This window comes from Shewanella sp. MF05960 (genome assembly GCF_050849305.1).
In the GTDB taxonomy this organism is placed as follows: Bacteria; Pseudomonadota; Gammaproteobacteria; order Enterobacterales; family Shewanellaceae; genus Shewanella.
Genome location: NZ_JBOZPS010000007.1, coordinates 193,756 through 208,019, shown reverse-complemented (window position 1 = coordinate 208,019; position 14,264 = coordinate 193,756). Strand labels below are relative to the sequence as shown.

Here is a 14,264-nt window from a genome sequence, read left to right as displayed (position 1 = left end):
TTCACCGCGTTCGGAGGGATGGCAGAGTGGTCGAATGCACCGGTCTTGAAAACCGGCAACGGTTTATCCCGTTCTAGGGTTCAAATCCCTATCCCTCCGCCACATTCAAATAAAAAGGCTCATCAGAAATGATGAGCCTTTTTATTGGGCGAAAAATAGGACTTTGAGCTCAAGGGATCCTCCTTATTACAAGCAAGCTATCCCTCTTCAAGAATTAAGACCAAATGCAAAATGCCAGATCGACAAACCTAAGGCCTTTTGCTTAGACGAAAAATAGAGATTTAAACCCCGCATTACATGCAAGCTATCCATTCTCAAGATCCAAGACCAATACGAAAAAGTATCATTATAAATTACAGATTAACTATGGGTGTCACGGTTAATACGCCTTAAGGTTTTATTTTACGCATTATTATTAATACAAATATTTGCGATTAAATCCTGTACGAGCAGATGCAAAAAGCCCCATCATTTCTGATGAGGCTTTACTGTTGAATCTTGCGGATAGAAAGCTGATCTAATGTTAACTATGGGGTCTCGCTAAACTTTTCTTAACTACGAATAACCGTTTGAACCATCTCGGTAATCTTTTCTAAATATGAATTCCTATCAGGAACTGACAAGGTAAGCCCTTTTGATGCCATATACATAACGAATGCAAAGCGCTCACCCTCAGCTAAATCAACCACAATACCTTCAATAACCAGTTCTCTGGCAATCAATAATCGTATTTTTTCAGCAACGGTAGGGCCGTCTCCTGCAATATTCCTCGCAACGATAATGCCTAATTCCATAATTTCCGCTGAATGTGGTGAACTGCGCAAGGTATCAACATAGCGGCCCGTCCAGCAATCGAAACCCAATACTATTCGCTCCGTCATCGTCTTTGATCCATCAGCGAGTGCTTGCTTCATTCCAGACAATGCATAAGCATTAATTTCACAGACCAGCCAATCAAGCACTAATTCCTTGCTGCGGAAACGTTTATATAACGCTTGTCTGGAAATGCAAAAGGCGTCCCCAAGCTTGGCCATTGAGGTTTTTTGATATCCATTATGAGCAAAGGTTTTTAACACCTCGATCATTTTATTTTCAGTTTTTATAATCATGTTGTGAATGATCACAGCAAAAACACTATAAGTCAATAATGAAACCGAGCGGTTGACACTTTTGTGATAAACTGTAAACTTATGCTCAATGAATGAATATTCAACAATCAAGGTAGATTTACGATGAAAAAATTTATAACGTACACATTTTCACTCATTCTGCTACTGATAGTGGCAGGTGGTGTGGTGTATACCTTTTTCCCTCAGGTGATGCTGGATGTCACCTATAAACAATTCTCAAGTGCTGCAAACCTTGAAGCTAAAACGATTGACCTCAATGGCTATAAGGTGCATTACTTCGCCAGTAAAACACCTGACAAAGCCGACACTATGGTGCTAGTTCATGGCATGGGAGATGACAAGAATAGCTTCTTGCAGTCTGCCGCAAAGCTGTCCGAACAATACAATCTGATTTTGCCTGATCTGCTAGGCCATGGTGAAAATGAGCGCGACCCTAACCGCAATTATTCAATTGATAGCCAAGCGGATTTCCTGAAAGCTTTCTTAACCAAGCTCGGCCTAGAACGTGTTCACTTAGTTGGTAACTCGATGGGCGGCCATACGGTTGCTGCGTTTGCCATTAAATTTCCGCAAAGCGTTAACTCGTTGGTTTTATTAGATGCAGCAGGCCTTAAGCTTGATGACCACGTCGTTTACACCGGCTTTGGTAAAACGATTGATAGCGATGAAGAGCTTCAAGCCGTTATGGACCGCGTTTTTTATAAAACACCGGCCATTCCCGGATCCGTCAGAAATCTGATGCGCGAACAGATAAATGCTAGCAAAGACTTTGTAGATAATAAGCTAGTCAAAGACATCACCAACGGTGAGTATTTTAACTTAAAGGATCAAGTGCAGTTAATCCAGGCGCCGACCCTTGTTTTGCAAGGTAAGTATGATCAAGTCGTTAAGATGAGTGCAGCCCAGTACTACGCAGACAATATTCCTATGGCAACGCTCAAAATCATTGAAAAAGCAGGCCATTCACCGCAACTTGAAGTACCAGATGAAGTTGCACAATCCATTTTAGAATTTATACAAAGTAGAAAGCCAACATGATCAAATCAACCAAAAACACTCATGCCGCGTTGACGCAGTATTATCGTTGGTATCAGCTATATGAGGGCGAACTCTCTGACATCAGAATCAACAATCAAATGGATATTCTCAGTGATGATGTATTGATTAAATCAGCAGCAGGTGAGATGAAAGGATCTGCTAACTATCCTGATCGTCTTGCGATGTATAAAGGCTGGAAAAATGCCCACCACGTTCAAAACGTCAATGTAACCGAGGTGGCAGATGGCAGGCTAAACCTTGAAGCCGATATCATCTATCAAAACATTCAGCCTAGTGGTGAACAAAGCATCTACTCAGTGCACTACAGCACTTTTTTGGAAAAATCCGAAGGTGAATTATTGCCACTATTCACTGAGTTGAATTTGATACCAACAAGCCAGCTAGAACCAAAACCATTTGAAGCGGCTTATGCCGATAACCGGGTTCTGTCTTTGCTGCATTATTGGTTGCTAAATATGGAACAACTTGATGGCAATGTTTTACCATTCGAGGAGGTATTGGCACCGGAGTTTACACTCGACTTTTCAACGGTTGGCCTGATTGAATCAACCGATCAGCTAGCAATGTGGTTGCAGACTGTTCCAACACAGCTAAAATTAAGTAGCCACTATCCACAAAATTTTTCGGTAAAAGCAATAGGAGACAACCAATTCGAAATGGAAGTTAACCTTGTTTGGCGAGGTGTCACCAAAGATGACAAAGCAATGAAAGCGACTACGCATCATAAATGGTTGATTGTTGATAACCCGAATGAGCGCTTTGCAAGAATAAAAACGGCAAAGATTACGCAAGTAGATGCTTTATCGTTAATTGAATAGTGATTGATAAATCTCAACTTTATTTAAATTTTTGGATTAAATGCAATTGACAACTCCCAGTTTATTACAAAGAGTGCATAGGCACAGATATCAATAGCAAAGATAGTCGTTAATTCAAGAATACGTGAATCAACCCACTCACGACGATGCTCGATGTAGATTTTCAATCCTACATAAAAATGCCTTACACCCCGCGGTGAACCGCAGTGACACCTTTTTATATATTTGGACGAAAGGTAGGACTTTGAACCCACGGGTTCCTCTTTATTACAAACAATCCCTCTGCCACATTTATCGAGAAAGCCTCATCAGAAATGATGAACCTTTCTCGATTTAAAGGATAAAGCCTAAGCACCTTTCTAAGCACTATGACTTGCTCTATTCAACACGACTTGATCCATTTTTGGGTTCAATTTTTCAAGTTTCAATCCGCTAGGCTTCTCATCATATTAAGCACTGCCACATTTTGCATTGGCGTTCCTGTAATCCTCAAAATGGTCTTTTTATTTGTCAGATCAGGCTTGTGTGCATCATTGAGGATATCAGTTAGTAATGACACATTATTGAGAAACCCTGCTTTGTTGGCGGCTTTCATATCTGGCGTAAAACTGCGCGTTAAGTCGTAATCAAACACCACATTGATGTTATCAAGGCCATAGACTTCGCCTGTAATCTCACCGACCTGTGAAGTTGTGCATAGAGAGGCTATTACAGCCCCTTTTTGCACTGTGTCTATATTCGCGCTGTTGATCAAGCATGTTGTAGTATTCGTGGCCATAATGATGGTGTCGTATCCAGCAAGATCTAAAACGGGTTGGTAAGTTGCGCTGATATCTAGCGCATTACATACAGCCTCAAAGGTATCGGCTCGTTGCGTGCGGGCATGGTAGTCGAGCATATTTAAGGTAGGAAAGCTGTGCTTGAGGTATCGAACAGTTTCAGTGGCTAATTTGCCAGCCCCAACCAGTAAGACTTTGGATGGTCGATGATTGATAGTATCAAAAAACAATGCAACCATAGCCGCTGTTCGTTGTTGAATTTGATCTTTTATGTCGCATTCAAAGATTCGTTGGCCGTTTTCATAAATCCGTCCGATTGTCGCATATTCGTTACTGATAACGTCGTAAGGCCCAGAGACTTCATAAACCAGTGGAGACTGTTGGTCGCGTAATAAAAAGCTGGTCTCGAACACATTGTCACCTAAAAAGGCACCTGAGTTATCTGTGAATTCTAATAGTTTTCGCTGATATTTTAACTGCTTGCTGTTAACAAATTGGCCCCGAATATTGGCCATCAATGTGTCTTTATCTAGTATTAATTGGGTCACGATGGTATTCCTCGTCTTTATTATATGTTGAAAGGGGTTAGCTCAACATCGCCAAATTGGCCTGCATAAGCATGGATGGCGGGCGAACCGCCAAGGTGCATTAATAAGATATTGGCATCAGGTTCGAAGCGTTTCGCGGCCGATAAATCGAGCAGGCCACGAATAGCACGTCCTTCGTAAACGGGATCGGCGATTAACCCTTCATGAGTTGCCATTAAGCGGATGCCATCTTTGATGGCTTCATCTGCATAACCATAATCACCATCGTTTGAGGCAATCACTTCAACATCTGCATCTTCAACTGTGGCGGGTAATCCAAGGGTGATTAATGCCTCATTTGCCAACTCACGTACTCTCCGAGATTTAATGGCTGTCTCACCATCATCGGCAACGCCTATGATCCGTGTGGTTATGCCAAGCGCTTTAAAGCCTGCGACTAAACCCGCCTGCGTGCTGCTAGAGCCGGTGGTATGCACTAAATAGTCAAATGTAACGCCAGTTTGTTGCATCTGCGTAGCCAATTCGACTGCACAGTTAATGTATCCCATAGAACCATAGCGATGCTCAGAGCCGCCGCCAGGAATAAGATAGGGGTTATGCCCTTGACGGCGTAAGTGGTCCATAAAAGCGGCCAATGGGCCTTGATCTTCAATAGGTCTAGGGGTTTCGTCGACATATAGCTCGGCCCCCATCATATGGCTGAGTAGAATGTTTCCAACATGACGATAATTCGGCCCTGCATCTTTTGTCCAGGCACAGTGCAATAGTGCGCATTTCATTCCTGCTTTGGCCGCCGCTGCTGCTGTTTGCCTTGTATGATTAGACTGAATAGCACCCACAGTAACCAGCATATCATGGCCATTTTTTAGGGCATCACCGGTTAAGAATTCTAGCTTACGGGATTTATTGCCTCCCCCTTCTAACCCACTTAAATCGTCGCGTTTCATCCAGAGGGTTGGACCACCTAACAAGCGGCCAAAATTGTTTAGTGGCTGCAGTGGTGTCGGCAATTGCAAAAGCGGAAACCTGGGAACGGTTTTGAGACGTTCAACCAAGTCATTCAAAGCAAGATTATCCATATACTGACCTCTTTAGATGGTGATTTTTGGTATTTTTTATATTTTTGATAGGCCAAAATCAGTCGAGTACACGTTGATTTCGGCCTTTTCCTCTACAGACTATATTTGTTTATTCAGACAAATCGAGTTAGTATCTGTCGGAAAATCAGACAGGTTAATTATGTTGAATTTGGATGCGATAAGAGCATTTTTATATGCTGTTGAAGAAGGTTCTTTCTCGGCGGCTGCACGTCGACTCGGTCGTGCGCACTCTTCTATATCGACTGCAATCTCCAATCTGGAAGTGGACTGTGGTGTCAGTCTGTTTGATCGCAGCGGGCGTAATCCGGTGTTAACCCTAGAAGGCAAAGCACTTTTACCTCACGCGCGCGGGATTCTGTTAGGCAATAATGAATTTCTAGCAACTGCAAACGCAATGGCTGAAGGGATCGAAACACAAGTCTGCCTTTGTGTAGAGCAAGGGATCAGCGCCAAGCCTCTAATGCCAATACTGCAACAATTTACAACAAAATTTCCCAGTGTGGCGCTAAAAATCTGTGCCGCCGCCCCTGGCGATTCGGCGGTACAATTGCGCCAAGGAATTACAGACATTGGCTTAATTGCAGAACAGGAAGGCTACCCTATTGGATTTCAATTCCGGGGTGTAGGATACTCAAAAATAATACCTGTTTGTGCACCAAACCACCCATTGGCACAAACCAATCCAGCAAGTTATCGCGATCTGAGGCAACATCGACAAGTGATTCGTCATGCGCAACCGGTAAAGGGTACAACTCAACAATATGAGAAAAAAAGCCCATCTGTTTGGCATGTTGAAGACCCCCATTTGATCCTCGACCTTGTTCGCTTAGGCAACGCCTGGGCTGAACTGTCTGTATCACTTGTGGCAAATGCTATCGAAAATGGCGAGCTTATTCAGCTCAGTTATACGTTTCAACAAAATGATCAGCTTGAGGGCATCGACCTTGTTTGGACAGAACAGCGCACTTTAGGTACTGCGGGGCAATGGCTACGAGATGAAATACTGAAACTGCCTCAAACAATTTGGCAAGAAAAATACTAAGCACATTATGAATTCTAGATGCAGAAGATAAAGCGAAACATTGGTTAGATAACGATATATTATTGTCCACAATATGGGCAAAACCATGTTAATAGTCCCTTGGTAATCGAAGGGGTAACAATGCTTATTATTGACTAATAAATTGGCTGCCTTAATGAATCACGACATATCTTAGAGAGCTGATTTGGATGGAACCTAAATACGAGACCTACAGTTTTGAAGAGCTTCTAGATGTGCGAAAACATATCGACAAAGATGCTTTTCCTGAACGCTCGGAAAAACTAGAGATTGAGATCAAACTTAGGCAATCGATGACAAAGGTTATCAGTACGTTGAATACTATAACTGTTATTGATATTGAAGATACTGGCGTACATTTAAAAATTATTAAAAAAATCTGAAGACTGCTTTCAATTTCACCTATCCATAACTTATAACTTCATCATTTTTTATCAAAAAACATGGTATGAAATAGAGTTTAGTCAATTAGCATTGTTAACCCTCATAAATGATCTGCGTGAAGGTAATCAATCTTGGCATGGAAACAGTGACATTTGGTCTGCTAACAAAATTTTTATAAAAAAGCTCAATCATCCTTTTCACTTTAGGGATGTTCGTTTATACAGACGTTGGTTTATCCTTGGATTTAATATTGTACCCACAAGCTTATCAGGCAATTTGTTAGGTGCACTGTATCGCGCTGAGCTATAAAATCGTTAGCATTATCATGCGGCTGTTAGATTCTGATTCTGGACGACTTAAACGCCATTGCATTAAGCCTCTACCCTTTATGATGCAAGTGTCGATGATATTTAGGTAATGGCCTCAGCAAAAAATAGCTCACCATTTGTAGAGCCAGAACACGGTAAACAATGAAGCTATTAGCTCCCCATACTAAAAACAAAGGCCTTATCAAAAGATAAGGTCTTTTTATTGAGACGAAAGATAGATGTTTTAACCTTAGATTTCTCTTATCACAAGTGGCACATTTCAATCATGCATAACTGCCACGCGAATACCCTCAAATTAAATAAACATGGTATAAACGATGAAATGGCAAAGGGAGAATGCGTTGGCTGTTATTGATACATCATCTTCACCGAAGGATGAATATGTTATTTTACTGCACGGTTTAGCAAGAACGCATCGTTCGATGACGACTCTAGCCTTGGCCTTAAATGCGGCTGGCTATCACACTATTAATTTTTCATACCCGTCAACCCAATATCATATTGCAAAATTAGCTGAAGATGCCATTACTGCCGCGCTTGCACAGTGCCCCAAAGGCAGTAAAGTTCACTTTGTTACCCATTCAATGGGTGGGATTTTAGTTAGGCAGTATCTGCATTTACACACGATTGAAAATTTGGGTCGAGTGGTGATGCTTGGGCCTCCAAATAAAGGAAGCGAAGTCGTAGACCGTTTAAAAACGCTCCCCGGTTTCAAATTCATTAATGGCCCTGCGGGTATGCAGCTTGGCACCCGCTTAGTTGATCAACCTCGCATGCTTGGTGCGGCTAATTTTGATGTTGGGATTATTGCCGGCACTCGCAGTTTTAATTTATTGTTATCAAGTCTTTTGCCAACGCCAAATGATGGCAAAGTCTCAGTGGCCAGCACTCTACTTGATGACATGAGCGATCATATCGCCATCGCTGTGACTCACACGTTTATGATGAAAAATAAAATCGTGATAGCACAAGTGCTGCACTTTTTAATGCATGGAAAGTTTAATCACTAGTTGAAACCTTTATCGATAAAAGCCAGCTTAAAAGGCACCATAAGGACAAATAACTATCTTGAAAAAGCACCGCTATTCGAAAGTGTACAAAAATATAACTACCGTAAAAAAGCAAATGCCTACCGTTCGATATGAGCTCACAAGGAGTGGCACTCAATGCATAAAGTCAGTTTGTTATTAATAACCTTACTCTCAATAGCTTCAGCCCCTATATTGGCAAATGACGCTACACTAACCGATCAAATGAAATCATTGGATACCGCAGTGTTTGATGCCTTTAATCAATGCCAACAACCCGAAGAACTAGAGAGACATGCGAGCTTTTTTGCAGAGGATGTTGAGTTTTATCATGATAATGGTGGAGTGACATGGGATCGCGATAGCATGATTGCCAATACGCAAAATAATGCCTGTGGGCATTTTATTCGCAAACTGGTTGAAGGGACGTTTAATGCCCACGCGATTAAAGATTTTGGCGCTATAACAGAAGGCGTGCATGTATTTTGTCAAAATAAAACCAACAAATGCGAAGGTAAAGCTGACTTTGTAATGATTTGGCGTAAAGTAGATAATAAGTGGGAAATCACTCGAGTATTAAGTTACGGCCACCGTGAAAATAATTAAAGGATAATGATGATGTATAAACAAATAACCATACTGTCACTCAGCATGATGCTATTAATGGGTTGTTCTGGCACTGTGCCAACTCTGGGAGTTAATGATGGCCAATTTATGCCCTGCCCTGATTCACCTAATTGCGTGAACAGCCAACAAGCAACTGCAGATGAAGAGCATTATATTGAACCGATTGAATTTAGCGGCACGTCCCAACAAGCTCAAGTAGGCTTATTGCACGCCTTAAAATCAACAGAGCAAGCCAATATTGTAGTGGTTGAAGATAATTATATTCGGGTTGAATTTACCTCGCAGATTATGCGCTTTGTTGACGATGTTGAGTTTTACTTTCCACCCGCTGAGTCAGGTAAAATCATGATTCAGGTGAGGTCGGCTTCGCGTGTTGGTCACTCAGACTTTGGCGTTAACCGTGAGCGAATTGAATCGATTAGAAATAACGTTAAGCTATAAATCTGCATAAAAATCAATCAGTTCGATGACAAATTAACTGATGTCTGTTCTTTTGGCTAGAAATGAACTCGATGGAAGCTCTCATACCTCAGAAATTGGTCTGGGAGCTTGTATTAAGAGCCCTCATGAGTTGCGTTAGTTTCGCGTTATCTATTACGACATTATTTATTGCGACATTATCTATTGCGACATTATCTATTGCGACATTATCTATTGCGACATTGTCTATTGAACGTCATCAACTGTGGCATTATTAGTGCCGCCTCATTAAAGTCTGGAGTTAGAGTGAACAATAAAATTATTGGAATTGTACTTGTTATTGCGGGTATTTTTTTAGCGTTGTGGGGTTACAATATTTATGATGCTGCGAGCTCTCAAATTACCCGAGCGATAAGTGGTGATACGCCTATTGAAGCCTGGGCGGGAATGGCGGGTGGTATTATTGCGGTTCTAATCGGTATTACAAAGTTGAAATAATGAATTGTGATTAAGCGTTAATGCAAAAATATTCAACCATAATGGCTACCAGCTGATGATTATTGATAGGTAACGTTATTATCTCCCAAACCAAATTATGACACGTAAACCGCAAATGACTATTGGCTGTTACTTTTTAAATTTCAATATTATTGGTATTGGTAAAGGTTGCAGTAAATTATCACTGCAACCTTATGTTAGATGTCACCCAATGAGCCTTACTCGGTCAACTTATCGTTAAGTAATTCGAGTCTATCCTGACCCCAAAATGGCTCGTCTTGATAAACGTAGGTCGGCACACCCAACAAACCTTTTTCAATAGCAGCCGTGGTATTGGCTTCGTATATTGCTTCAATTTCACTCGATGATGCCTGCTCGATAACCTTATCAGCATCAAGCTGCATAGACGCCAGGATCTGTGCAATCAGTGCAACATCGGCAATGTTTTGATCTTTTGACCAGCATGCCGCCAGTACATTGACAACAAACTCACTTGGGTCTTGTCCCATTTGTTGTAGCACAATGGTGCATCTGTCGGCCAAGCTTGGGTCTGCCGGGAAAAAAGCCGGATGAAGGTTAAGCGGTAATTGGCGTTTTTTAGACCAGCGTGCTAACTCGATTAAACGGTAATCTTGCCTGGCTTGCGGGCGTTGCTTTACTGGTAACACGCTTCGCTCTGCAAACAGTTTGCCGAGCTTTATCGGCTTGTAGTCAATGGCGGTGTGATGCTCTGCCGCAATGGCTGTTAACGCATGGTGACCTAAATAAGCATAGGGAGAAAGGCTGGTAAAGTAATACTCAATGGCTGTTTTCATGTTTCGCGTTACCTATTAATGGCAGTATTTGATAGCAAAGATTGATGGCGATAAGTCATGTCAAAAACAACGTCGATAAAATGACATCACAATAAGCGCTGAAATACAGACTCACCGCCAAAAACATAACGTTAGCGTGCAACACCTTACGCAGTCTAGTATTGATTTGTGAGCAAATGTTCTACTTGGAACAGTCTCAATAAACAGTGTAAAAATACTGATATCTTACGTTGATTTTATGCAGTCTCTAAACTGTAAATATGCTGCAGTGATAGCAGTGGCATCTTCTACTTGAGGGTAATGACCGAGTGTCGGTAAGGTGGTTACATTCGCATTGGGGATTAATTGATCATAGCGATCGATCATATGCTGACCCGATATCGGATCTAATGCTCCCGCGATCAGTTTGACTGGTACAGGGCTATCCACTAGAGCACCCACCCAACGTTGACGATGTTGTTTACGTTGCGTCATATAGGTAATGAGTTTGTGCATTATTGCGATACCATCATTATGGGTTAACAATTGCCAAAGCGTATCGACTACCTCTGGCGTTGGTGGGGTTGATGGACCAAATATATGCTGTAAGTTGGCTGCAAATTTTGGCTTGGTGATCCTTTTCGCCACAAACGCCCCAAGCGGCGATAATAATAACTTTTGAATTAATACCGGTTTGTGGGTTTCAGGAAACAAGCCACCATTTAATAAGCACACGCTGTTAATGTGTATTTTGCTATCACCATCAACTTGCCTTGCCAATAACTCTTGTGCAACGGTATCGCCGTAATCATGGGCTAAAATATGATATTCATTCACGCCTAACTTGGCTAAAAGCGCCTGATAAATATCGGCCTGTTGGCTAATCAAATACTCGCTATTTTTAGGTTTATCCGACAAACCAAAACCTAACATATCAAGGGTAATCACATAATATCGTTCAGTGAGTTGTTGCCACATACCTTCCCAATCCCAACTGGCGCTGGGAAAACCATGAATGAGCAATAATGCCGGCGCTGAGGGATCCCCCCCTGTACGAGTGAAGATTTGCTGGCCATTAAATTGCTCAAACTGTCCGTGTTGTTGCCATTCACTCAAGGTTATCATGGTGAAATTATCCTTAACTTATACTCACTGTGTTGCATCATACTGGCGGGGTTTGCTCGTCAGCACAATAGCTAGTAGCGATAATTGATTTGCTATACCTGTGGCGGCAGTGATTGGTATTCCGCTATACATCCGTGCAGAAGCGGTTATTCCGTTAAGTGCTGCATAGCGGCAAAAGGTATGGGGCTGGGTGCGGTTATGGCACTGATCATTAGCAGTGCTGGCGCCAGTTTAACTGAGATAATTTTGCTCAAATCTATTTTTAAAAATACCCTAATCGTGACTTTTCTTGTGGTGATTTTATCAATGGCAGTGTTAGCAGGTTACCTATATGGATTTTTATTTTAGGTCTAAATCAACACTGATGACGAAGCATTATCATTAAATCGATACCGTGCAAACACAACATGTTAATGGTTGCACTTTATTTAACATAAAGTGCAACTCACTTATTTTAATAATATTTTTAATATTTCAACACTCAGGCAACTCCATAAATACTGATTTTTAGGTTAAAAACGCTGCCTGAGTAGTTTTTTTAAACATCCGCAGTATACTTATTGCTTAATCATTCATTGTGACGGTAAAGGTGCTCATGACGACATTGGTAGACCCACAGCTCCTGCATGACCACCTAAAATTGTTATACCGTAGCTCCATTCCTGGTATTGGTATTACCATTATTGCCTCTGCAGGATTAGCATTTGGCTTTGAAGATCAATCTGCTGCCCACCTCAAATTACTCTGGTGGTTATGTTTATCTGGGTTAATGATACTGCGTGCTATCGACGCCTTCCTTTGGGTTGTACGGACGAATAAAGGCGCACTCGGATGCCAACATGACTTATATCGTTTTAGCGCAGGTGTAATATTAACGGCGGTTTTCTGGGCATTTTACTGCCTGTTTTTTTACTCTATATTGAGTATTTACGAATTGTTTTCCGCACTGGTTATCGTCTCTGCCATGGCCGGTGGCGCAGCGACAATACTCTCTGGCAATAAACTCGTATCGCAAATATACGCCTCTTTGTTACTGGCCCCCTTTTCAATCCAAATGATAATATCCGGTAACCCTGAACACCGCATATTGGGTTTTTTGGGCCTTGCTTATACCATTGTGATGTTTTCTATCGCCAAAACGGCGGCTAAATTTACTGCGCATTCTATTAAGCTACGGAATGAACATAATCAATTATTAAAAAGTATGGAGCAAAAGGTCATACTAAGAACCAAAGAGATTATTCAATTAAGCCAACGAGATCCTCTTACTCATTTATTAAATCGACGCGCTTTTGTTGAGGCTGCGAATCAACAGCTCCAACAAGCCGAATCCGATGTTAAGTATGCTATTTTCTTCCTTGATTTAGACGGTTTTAAGCAAGCCAATGATAATTTTGGCCACCGGGTTGGGGACGAAGTATTAACCGAAGTAGCACAACGGATACAACAGACTTGCGAACATGGTGAAATTACCTGTCGTTGGGGAGGTGACGAATTCATTATCATGGCGCACCAAACCAAACATTACCGCTTTGAAGAGCTCGCGATTAGGCTAAAAAGACAAATCAACATGCCTTTTGTAACGACTCAACATGCCCTTAATATGGACTGTTCTATTGGCATAGCCAAATATCCTGAGCATGGCCAATCACTCTCCGATTTAATCAGTTTAGCGGACTTGTCTATGTACAGCCGAAAAAGTGGGGGTTCTGACGATTTTGTTATGTTTAGCGGTGAGTTAGAGCAAAAAATAAAACACGAAATACACCTCAGTAAAGGTATTACTCAAGCGGTTTCTGCGGGGCAGTTAAGGCTAGTGTTTCAACCTATTATCAAGTCAAATACTGGTGAGATTGCATCAGTTGAAGCACTACTCAGATGGGAATTTGAAGGTGCGACTGTATCACCCGATGTGTTTATTCCATTGGCTGAGAAAAATGGCGCCATCAAAGAAATCGGTTATTGGGTAATAGACGAGTCGATGCGCAAATTGTCTGCATTACATAAGCAATATAAGCCCTTGAAAATCTCTGTTAATGTGTCGGTTATACAATTTGAGGATGCCGACTTTGTTAATCAAGTTTATACCATTGTAAGTCAGCATAATGTGTCGCCCAGTGATGTGCATATTGAAATTACCGAATCGGTATTTTCCCAGGATAAACATAAGCTAATTGGCATGGTTAACGACTTTCAAACGCTCGGTTTTTTAATTTCAATTGATGATTTTGGCACCGGTTATTCATCACTTTCGGTCATTCAAAATTTACACATAAACATTGTCAAAATTGATCGCTCGTTTATTGCTAACCTTCACCTTAATGGTATTGATATTGTCAAAGCCGTCATGGTGATGTCGCATGGATTGGGTTATCGCATCGTTGCGGAGGGGGTTGAAAACAGACAACAAGCAAGCACACTCACCACCTTGGGTATCCATTACTTGCAAGGGTATTTGTTTGATAAGCCCCTTGAGTTTGATGTATTAGTTCAACGACTCGCTAGCCACACTACAGAGCAACAATCTCCAGCACTATTACGCTCCGCTAATTCTTAATGGTTAGC

The 14,264-nt window shown here is 41.6% G+C and carries 15 protein-coding genes, 1 tRNA gene and 1 pseudogene; 12 read left to right on the top strand and 5 right to left on the bottom strand.

Going from position 1 to position 14,264, the window contains the following annotated elements; genetic code table 11:
- Positions 1 to 12 precede the first annotated feature (12 nt).
- Positions 13 to 102 (top strand) — tRNA-Ser (locus ACROAE_RS09485).
- 449 nt (positions 103 to 551) lie between these two features.
- On the opposite strand, the gene ACROAE_RS09480 is transcribed toward ACROAE_RS09485, so the two are convergent.
- On the bottom strand, positions 552 to 1,220 hold the full coding sequence (locus ACROAE_RS09480) for a TetR/AcrR family transcriptional regulator (RefSeq protein WP_432401095.1): 669 nt from the start codon (positions 1,218 to 1,220) through the stop codon (positions 552 to 554).
- Positions 1,221 to 1,232: 12 nt separating this feature from the next.
- Here ACROAE_RS09480 and ACROAE_RS09475 point away from each other — a divergent pair, with 12 nt between their 5' ends.
- Together ACROAE_RS09475 and ACROAE_RS09470 are read left to right on the top strand one after the other, a co-directional pair.
- The gene (locus tag ACROAE_RS09475) at positions 1,233 to 2,168 is read left to right on the top strand and encodes an alpha/beta fold hydrolase (protein WP_432401093.1); all 936 of its coding nucleotides are present in this window, start codon (positions 1,233 to 1,235) and stop codon (positions 2,166 to 2,168) included.
- Positions 2,165 to 3,007, top strand: a complete 843-nt coding sequence (locus ACROAE_RS09470; protein ID WP_432401091.1) for a hypothetical protein — start codon at positions 2,165 to 2,167, stop codon at positions 3,005 to 3,007. Before ACROAE_RS09475 ends, ACROAE_RS09470 begins: the two co-directional genes overlap by 4 nt.
- A gap of 424 nt (positions 3,008 to 3,431) precedes the next feature.
- Here ACROAE_RS09470 and ACROAE_RS09465 read toward each other — a convergent pair whose 3' ends face one another.
- Both ACROAE_RS09465 and ACROAE_RS09460 read right to left on the bottom strand, forming a co-directional pair.
- A complete protein-coding gene (locus ACROAE_RS09465; RefSeq protein ID WP_432401089.1) occupies positions 3,432 to 4,334 on the bottom strand; it encodes a hypothetical protein in 903 nt (300 codons plus the stop codon).
- Positions 4,335 to 4,354: 20 nt separating this feature from the next.
- The gene (locus ACROAE_RS09460; RefSeq protein WP_432401087.1) at positions 4,355 to 5,413 is read right to left on the bottom strand and encodes a 1-aminocyclopropane-1-carboxylate deaminase/D-cysteine desulfhydrase; all 1,059 of its coding nucleotides are present in this window, start codon (positions 5,411 to 5,413) and stop codon (positions 4,355 to 4,357) included.
- Between the two features lie 160 nt (positions 5,414 to 5,573).
- Between ACROAE_RS09460 and ACROAE_RS09455 the strand changes: the two genes are divergently transcribed.
- The 7 genes from ACROAE_RS09455 to ACROAE_RS09425 all read left to right on the top strand — a co-directional run bounded on the left by ACROAE_RS09455 (position 5,574) and on the right by ACROAE_RS09425 (position 9,780).
- Entirely contained in the window at positions 5,574 to 6,476 is a 903-nt protein-coding gene (locus ACROAE_RS09455; protein ID WP_432401085.1) for a LysR family transcriptional regulator, read from the top strand.
- Positions 6,477 to 6,664: 188 nt separating this feature from the next.
- A complete protein-coding gene (locus tag ACROAE_RS09450; RefSeq protein ID WP_432401083.1) occupies positions 6,665 to 6,877 on the top strand; it encodes a hypothetical protein in 213 nt (70 codons plus the stop codon).
- A 647-nt stretch (positions 6,878 to 7,524) separates the two neighbouring features.
- A complete protein-coding gene (locus ACROAE_RS09445; protein ID WP_432401081.1) occupies positions 7,525 to 8,217 on the top strand; it encodes an esterase/lipase family protein in 693 nt (230 codons plus the stop codon).
- A 156-nt stretch (positions 8,218 to 8,373) separates the two neighbouring features.
- Positions 8,374 to 8,841 (top strand): nuclear transport factor 2 family protein, encoded by a 468-nt coding sequence (locus ACROAE_RS09440; RefSeq protein WP_432401079.1) that lies wholly within the window; start codon positions 8,374 to 8,376, stop codon positions 8,839 to 8,841.
- A 12-nt stretch (positions 8,842 to 8,853) separates the two neighbouring features.
- Positions 8,854 to 9,303 (top strand): DUF1499 domain-containing protein, encoded by a 450-nt coding sequence (locus ACROAE_RS09435; RefSeq protein WP_432401077.1) that lies wholly within the window; start codon positions 8,854 to 8,856, stop codon positions 9,301 to 9,303.
- Positions 9,304 to 9,428: 125 nt separating this feature from the next.
- Positions 9,429 to 9,560, top strand: a complete 132-nt coding sequence (locus ACROAE_RS09430; protein WP_432401075.1) for a hypothetical protein — start codon at positions 9,429 to 9,431, stop codon at positions 9,558 to 9,560.
- A gap of 28 nt (positions 9,561 to 9,588) precedes the next feature.
- Positions 9,589 to 9,780, top strand: coding sequence for a DUF3185 family protein (locus ACROAE_RS09425; protein WP_432401073.1), 192 nt, complete (start codon positions 9,589 to 9,591; stop codon positions 9,778 to 9,780).
- Positions 9,781 to 9,998: 218 nt separating this feature from the next.
- On the opposite strand, the gene ACROAE_RS09420 is transcribed toward ACROAE_RS09425, so the two are convergent.
- Both ACROAE_RS09420 and ACROAE_RS09415 read right to left on the bottom strand, forming a co-directional pair.
- Positions 9,999 to 10,595, bottom strand: coding sequence for a 2-hydroxychromene-2-carboxylate isomerase (locus ACROAE_RS09420; protein ID WP_432401071.1), 597 nt, complete (start codon positions 10,593 to 10,595; stop codon positions 9,999 to 10,001).
- Between the two features lie 225 nt (positions 10,596 to 10,820).
- Positions 10,821 to 11,699 (bottom strand): alpha/beta fold hydrolase, encoded by an 879-nt coding sequence (locus tag ACROAE_RS09415; RefSeq protein ID WP_432401069.1) that lies wholly within the window; start codon positions 11,697 to 11,699, stop codon positions 10,821 to 10,823.
- A gap of 88 nt (positions 11,700 to 11,787) precedes the next feature.
- Here ACROAE_RS09415 and ACROAE_RS09410 point away from each other — a divergent pair.
- Positions 11,788 to 12,047: pseudogene (locus tag ACROAE_RS09410) on the top strand (permease); the annotation flags it as partial.
- Between the two features lie 247 nt (positions 12,048 to 12,294).
- Positions 12,295 to 14,256, top strand: coding sequence for a putative bifunctional diguanylate cyclase/phosphodiesterase (locus tag ACROAE_RS09405; protein ID WP_432401067.1), 1,962 nt, complete (start codon positions 12,295 to 12,297; stop codon positions 14,254 to 14,256).
- Positions 14,257 to 14,264: the final 8 nt, after the last annotated feature.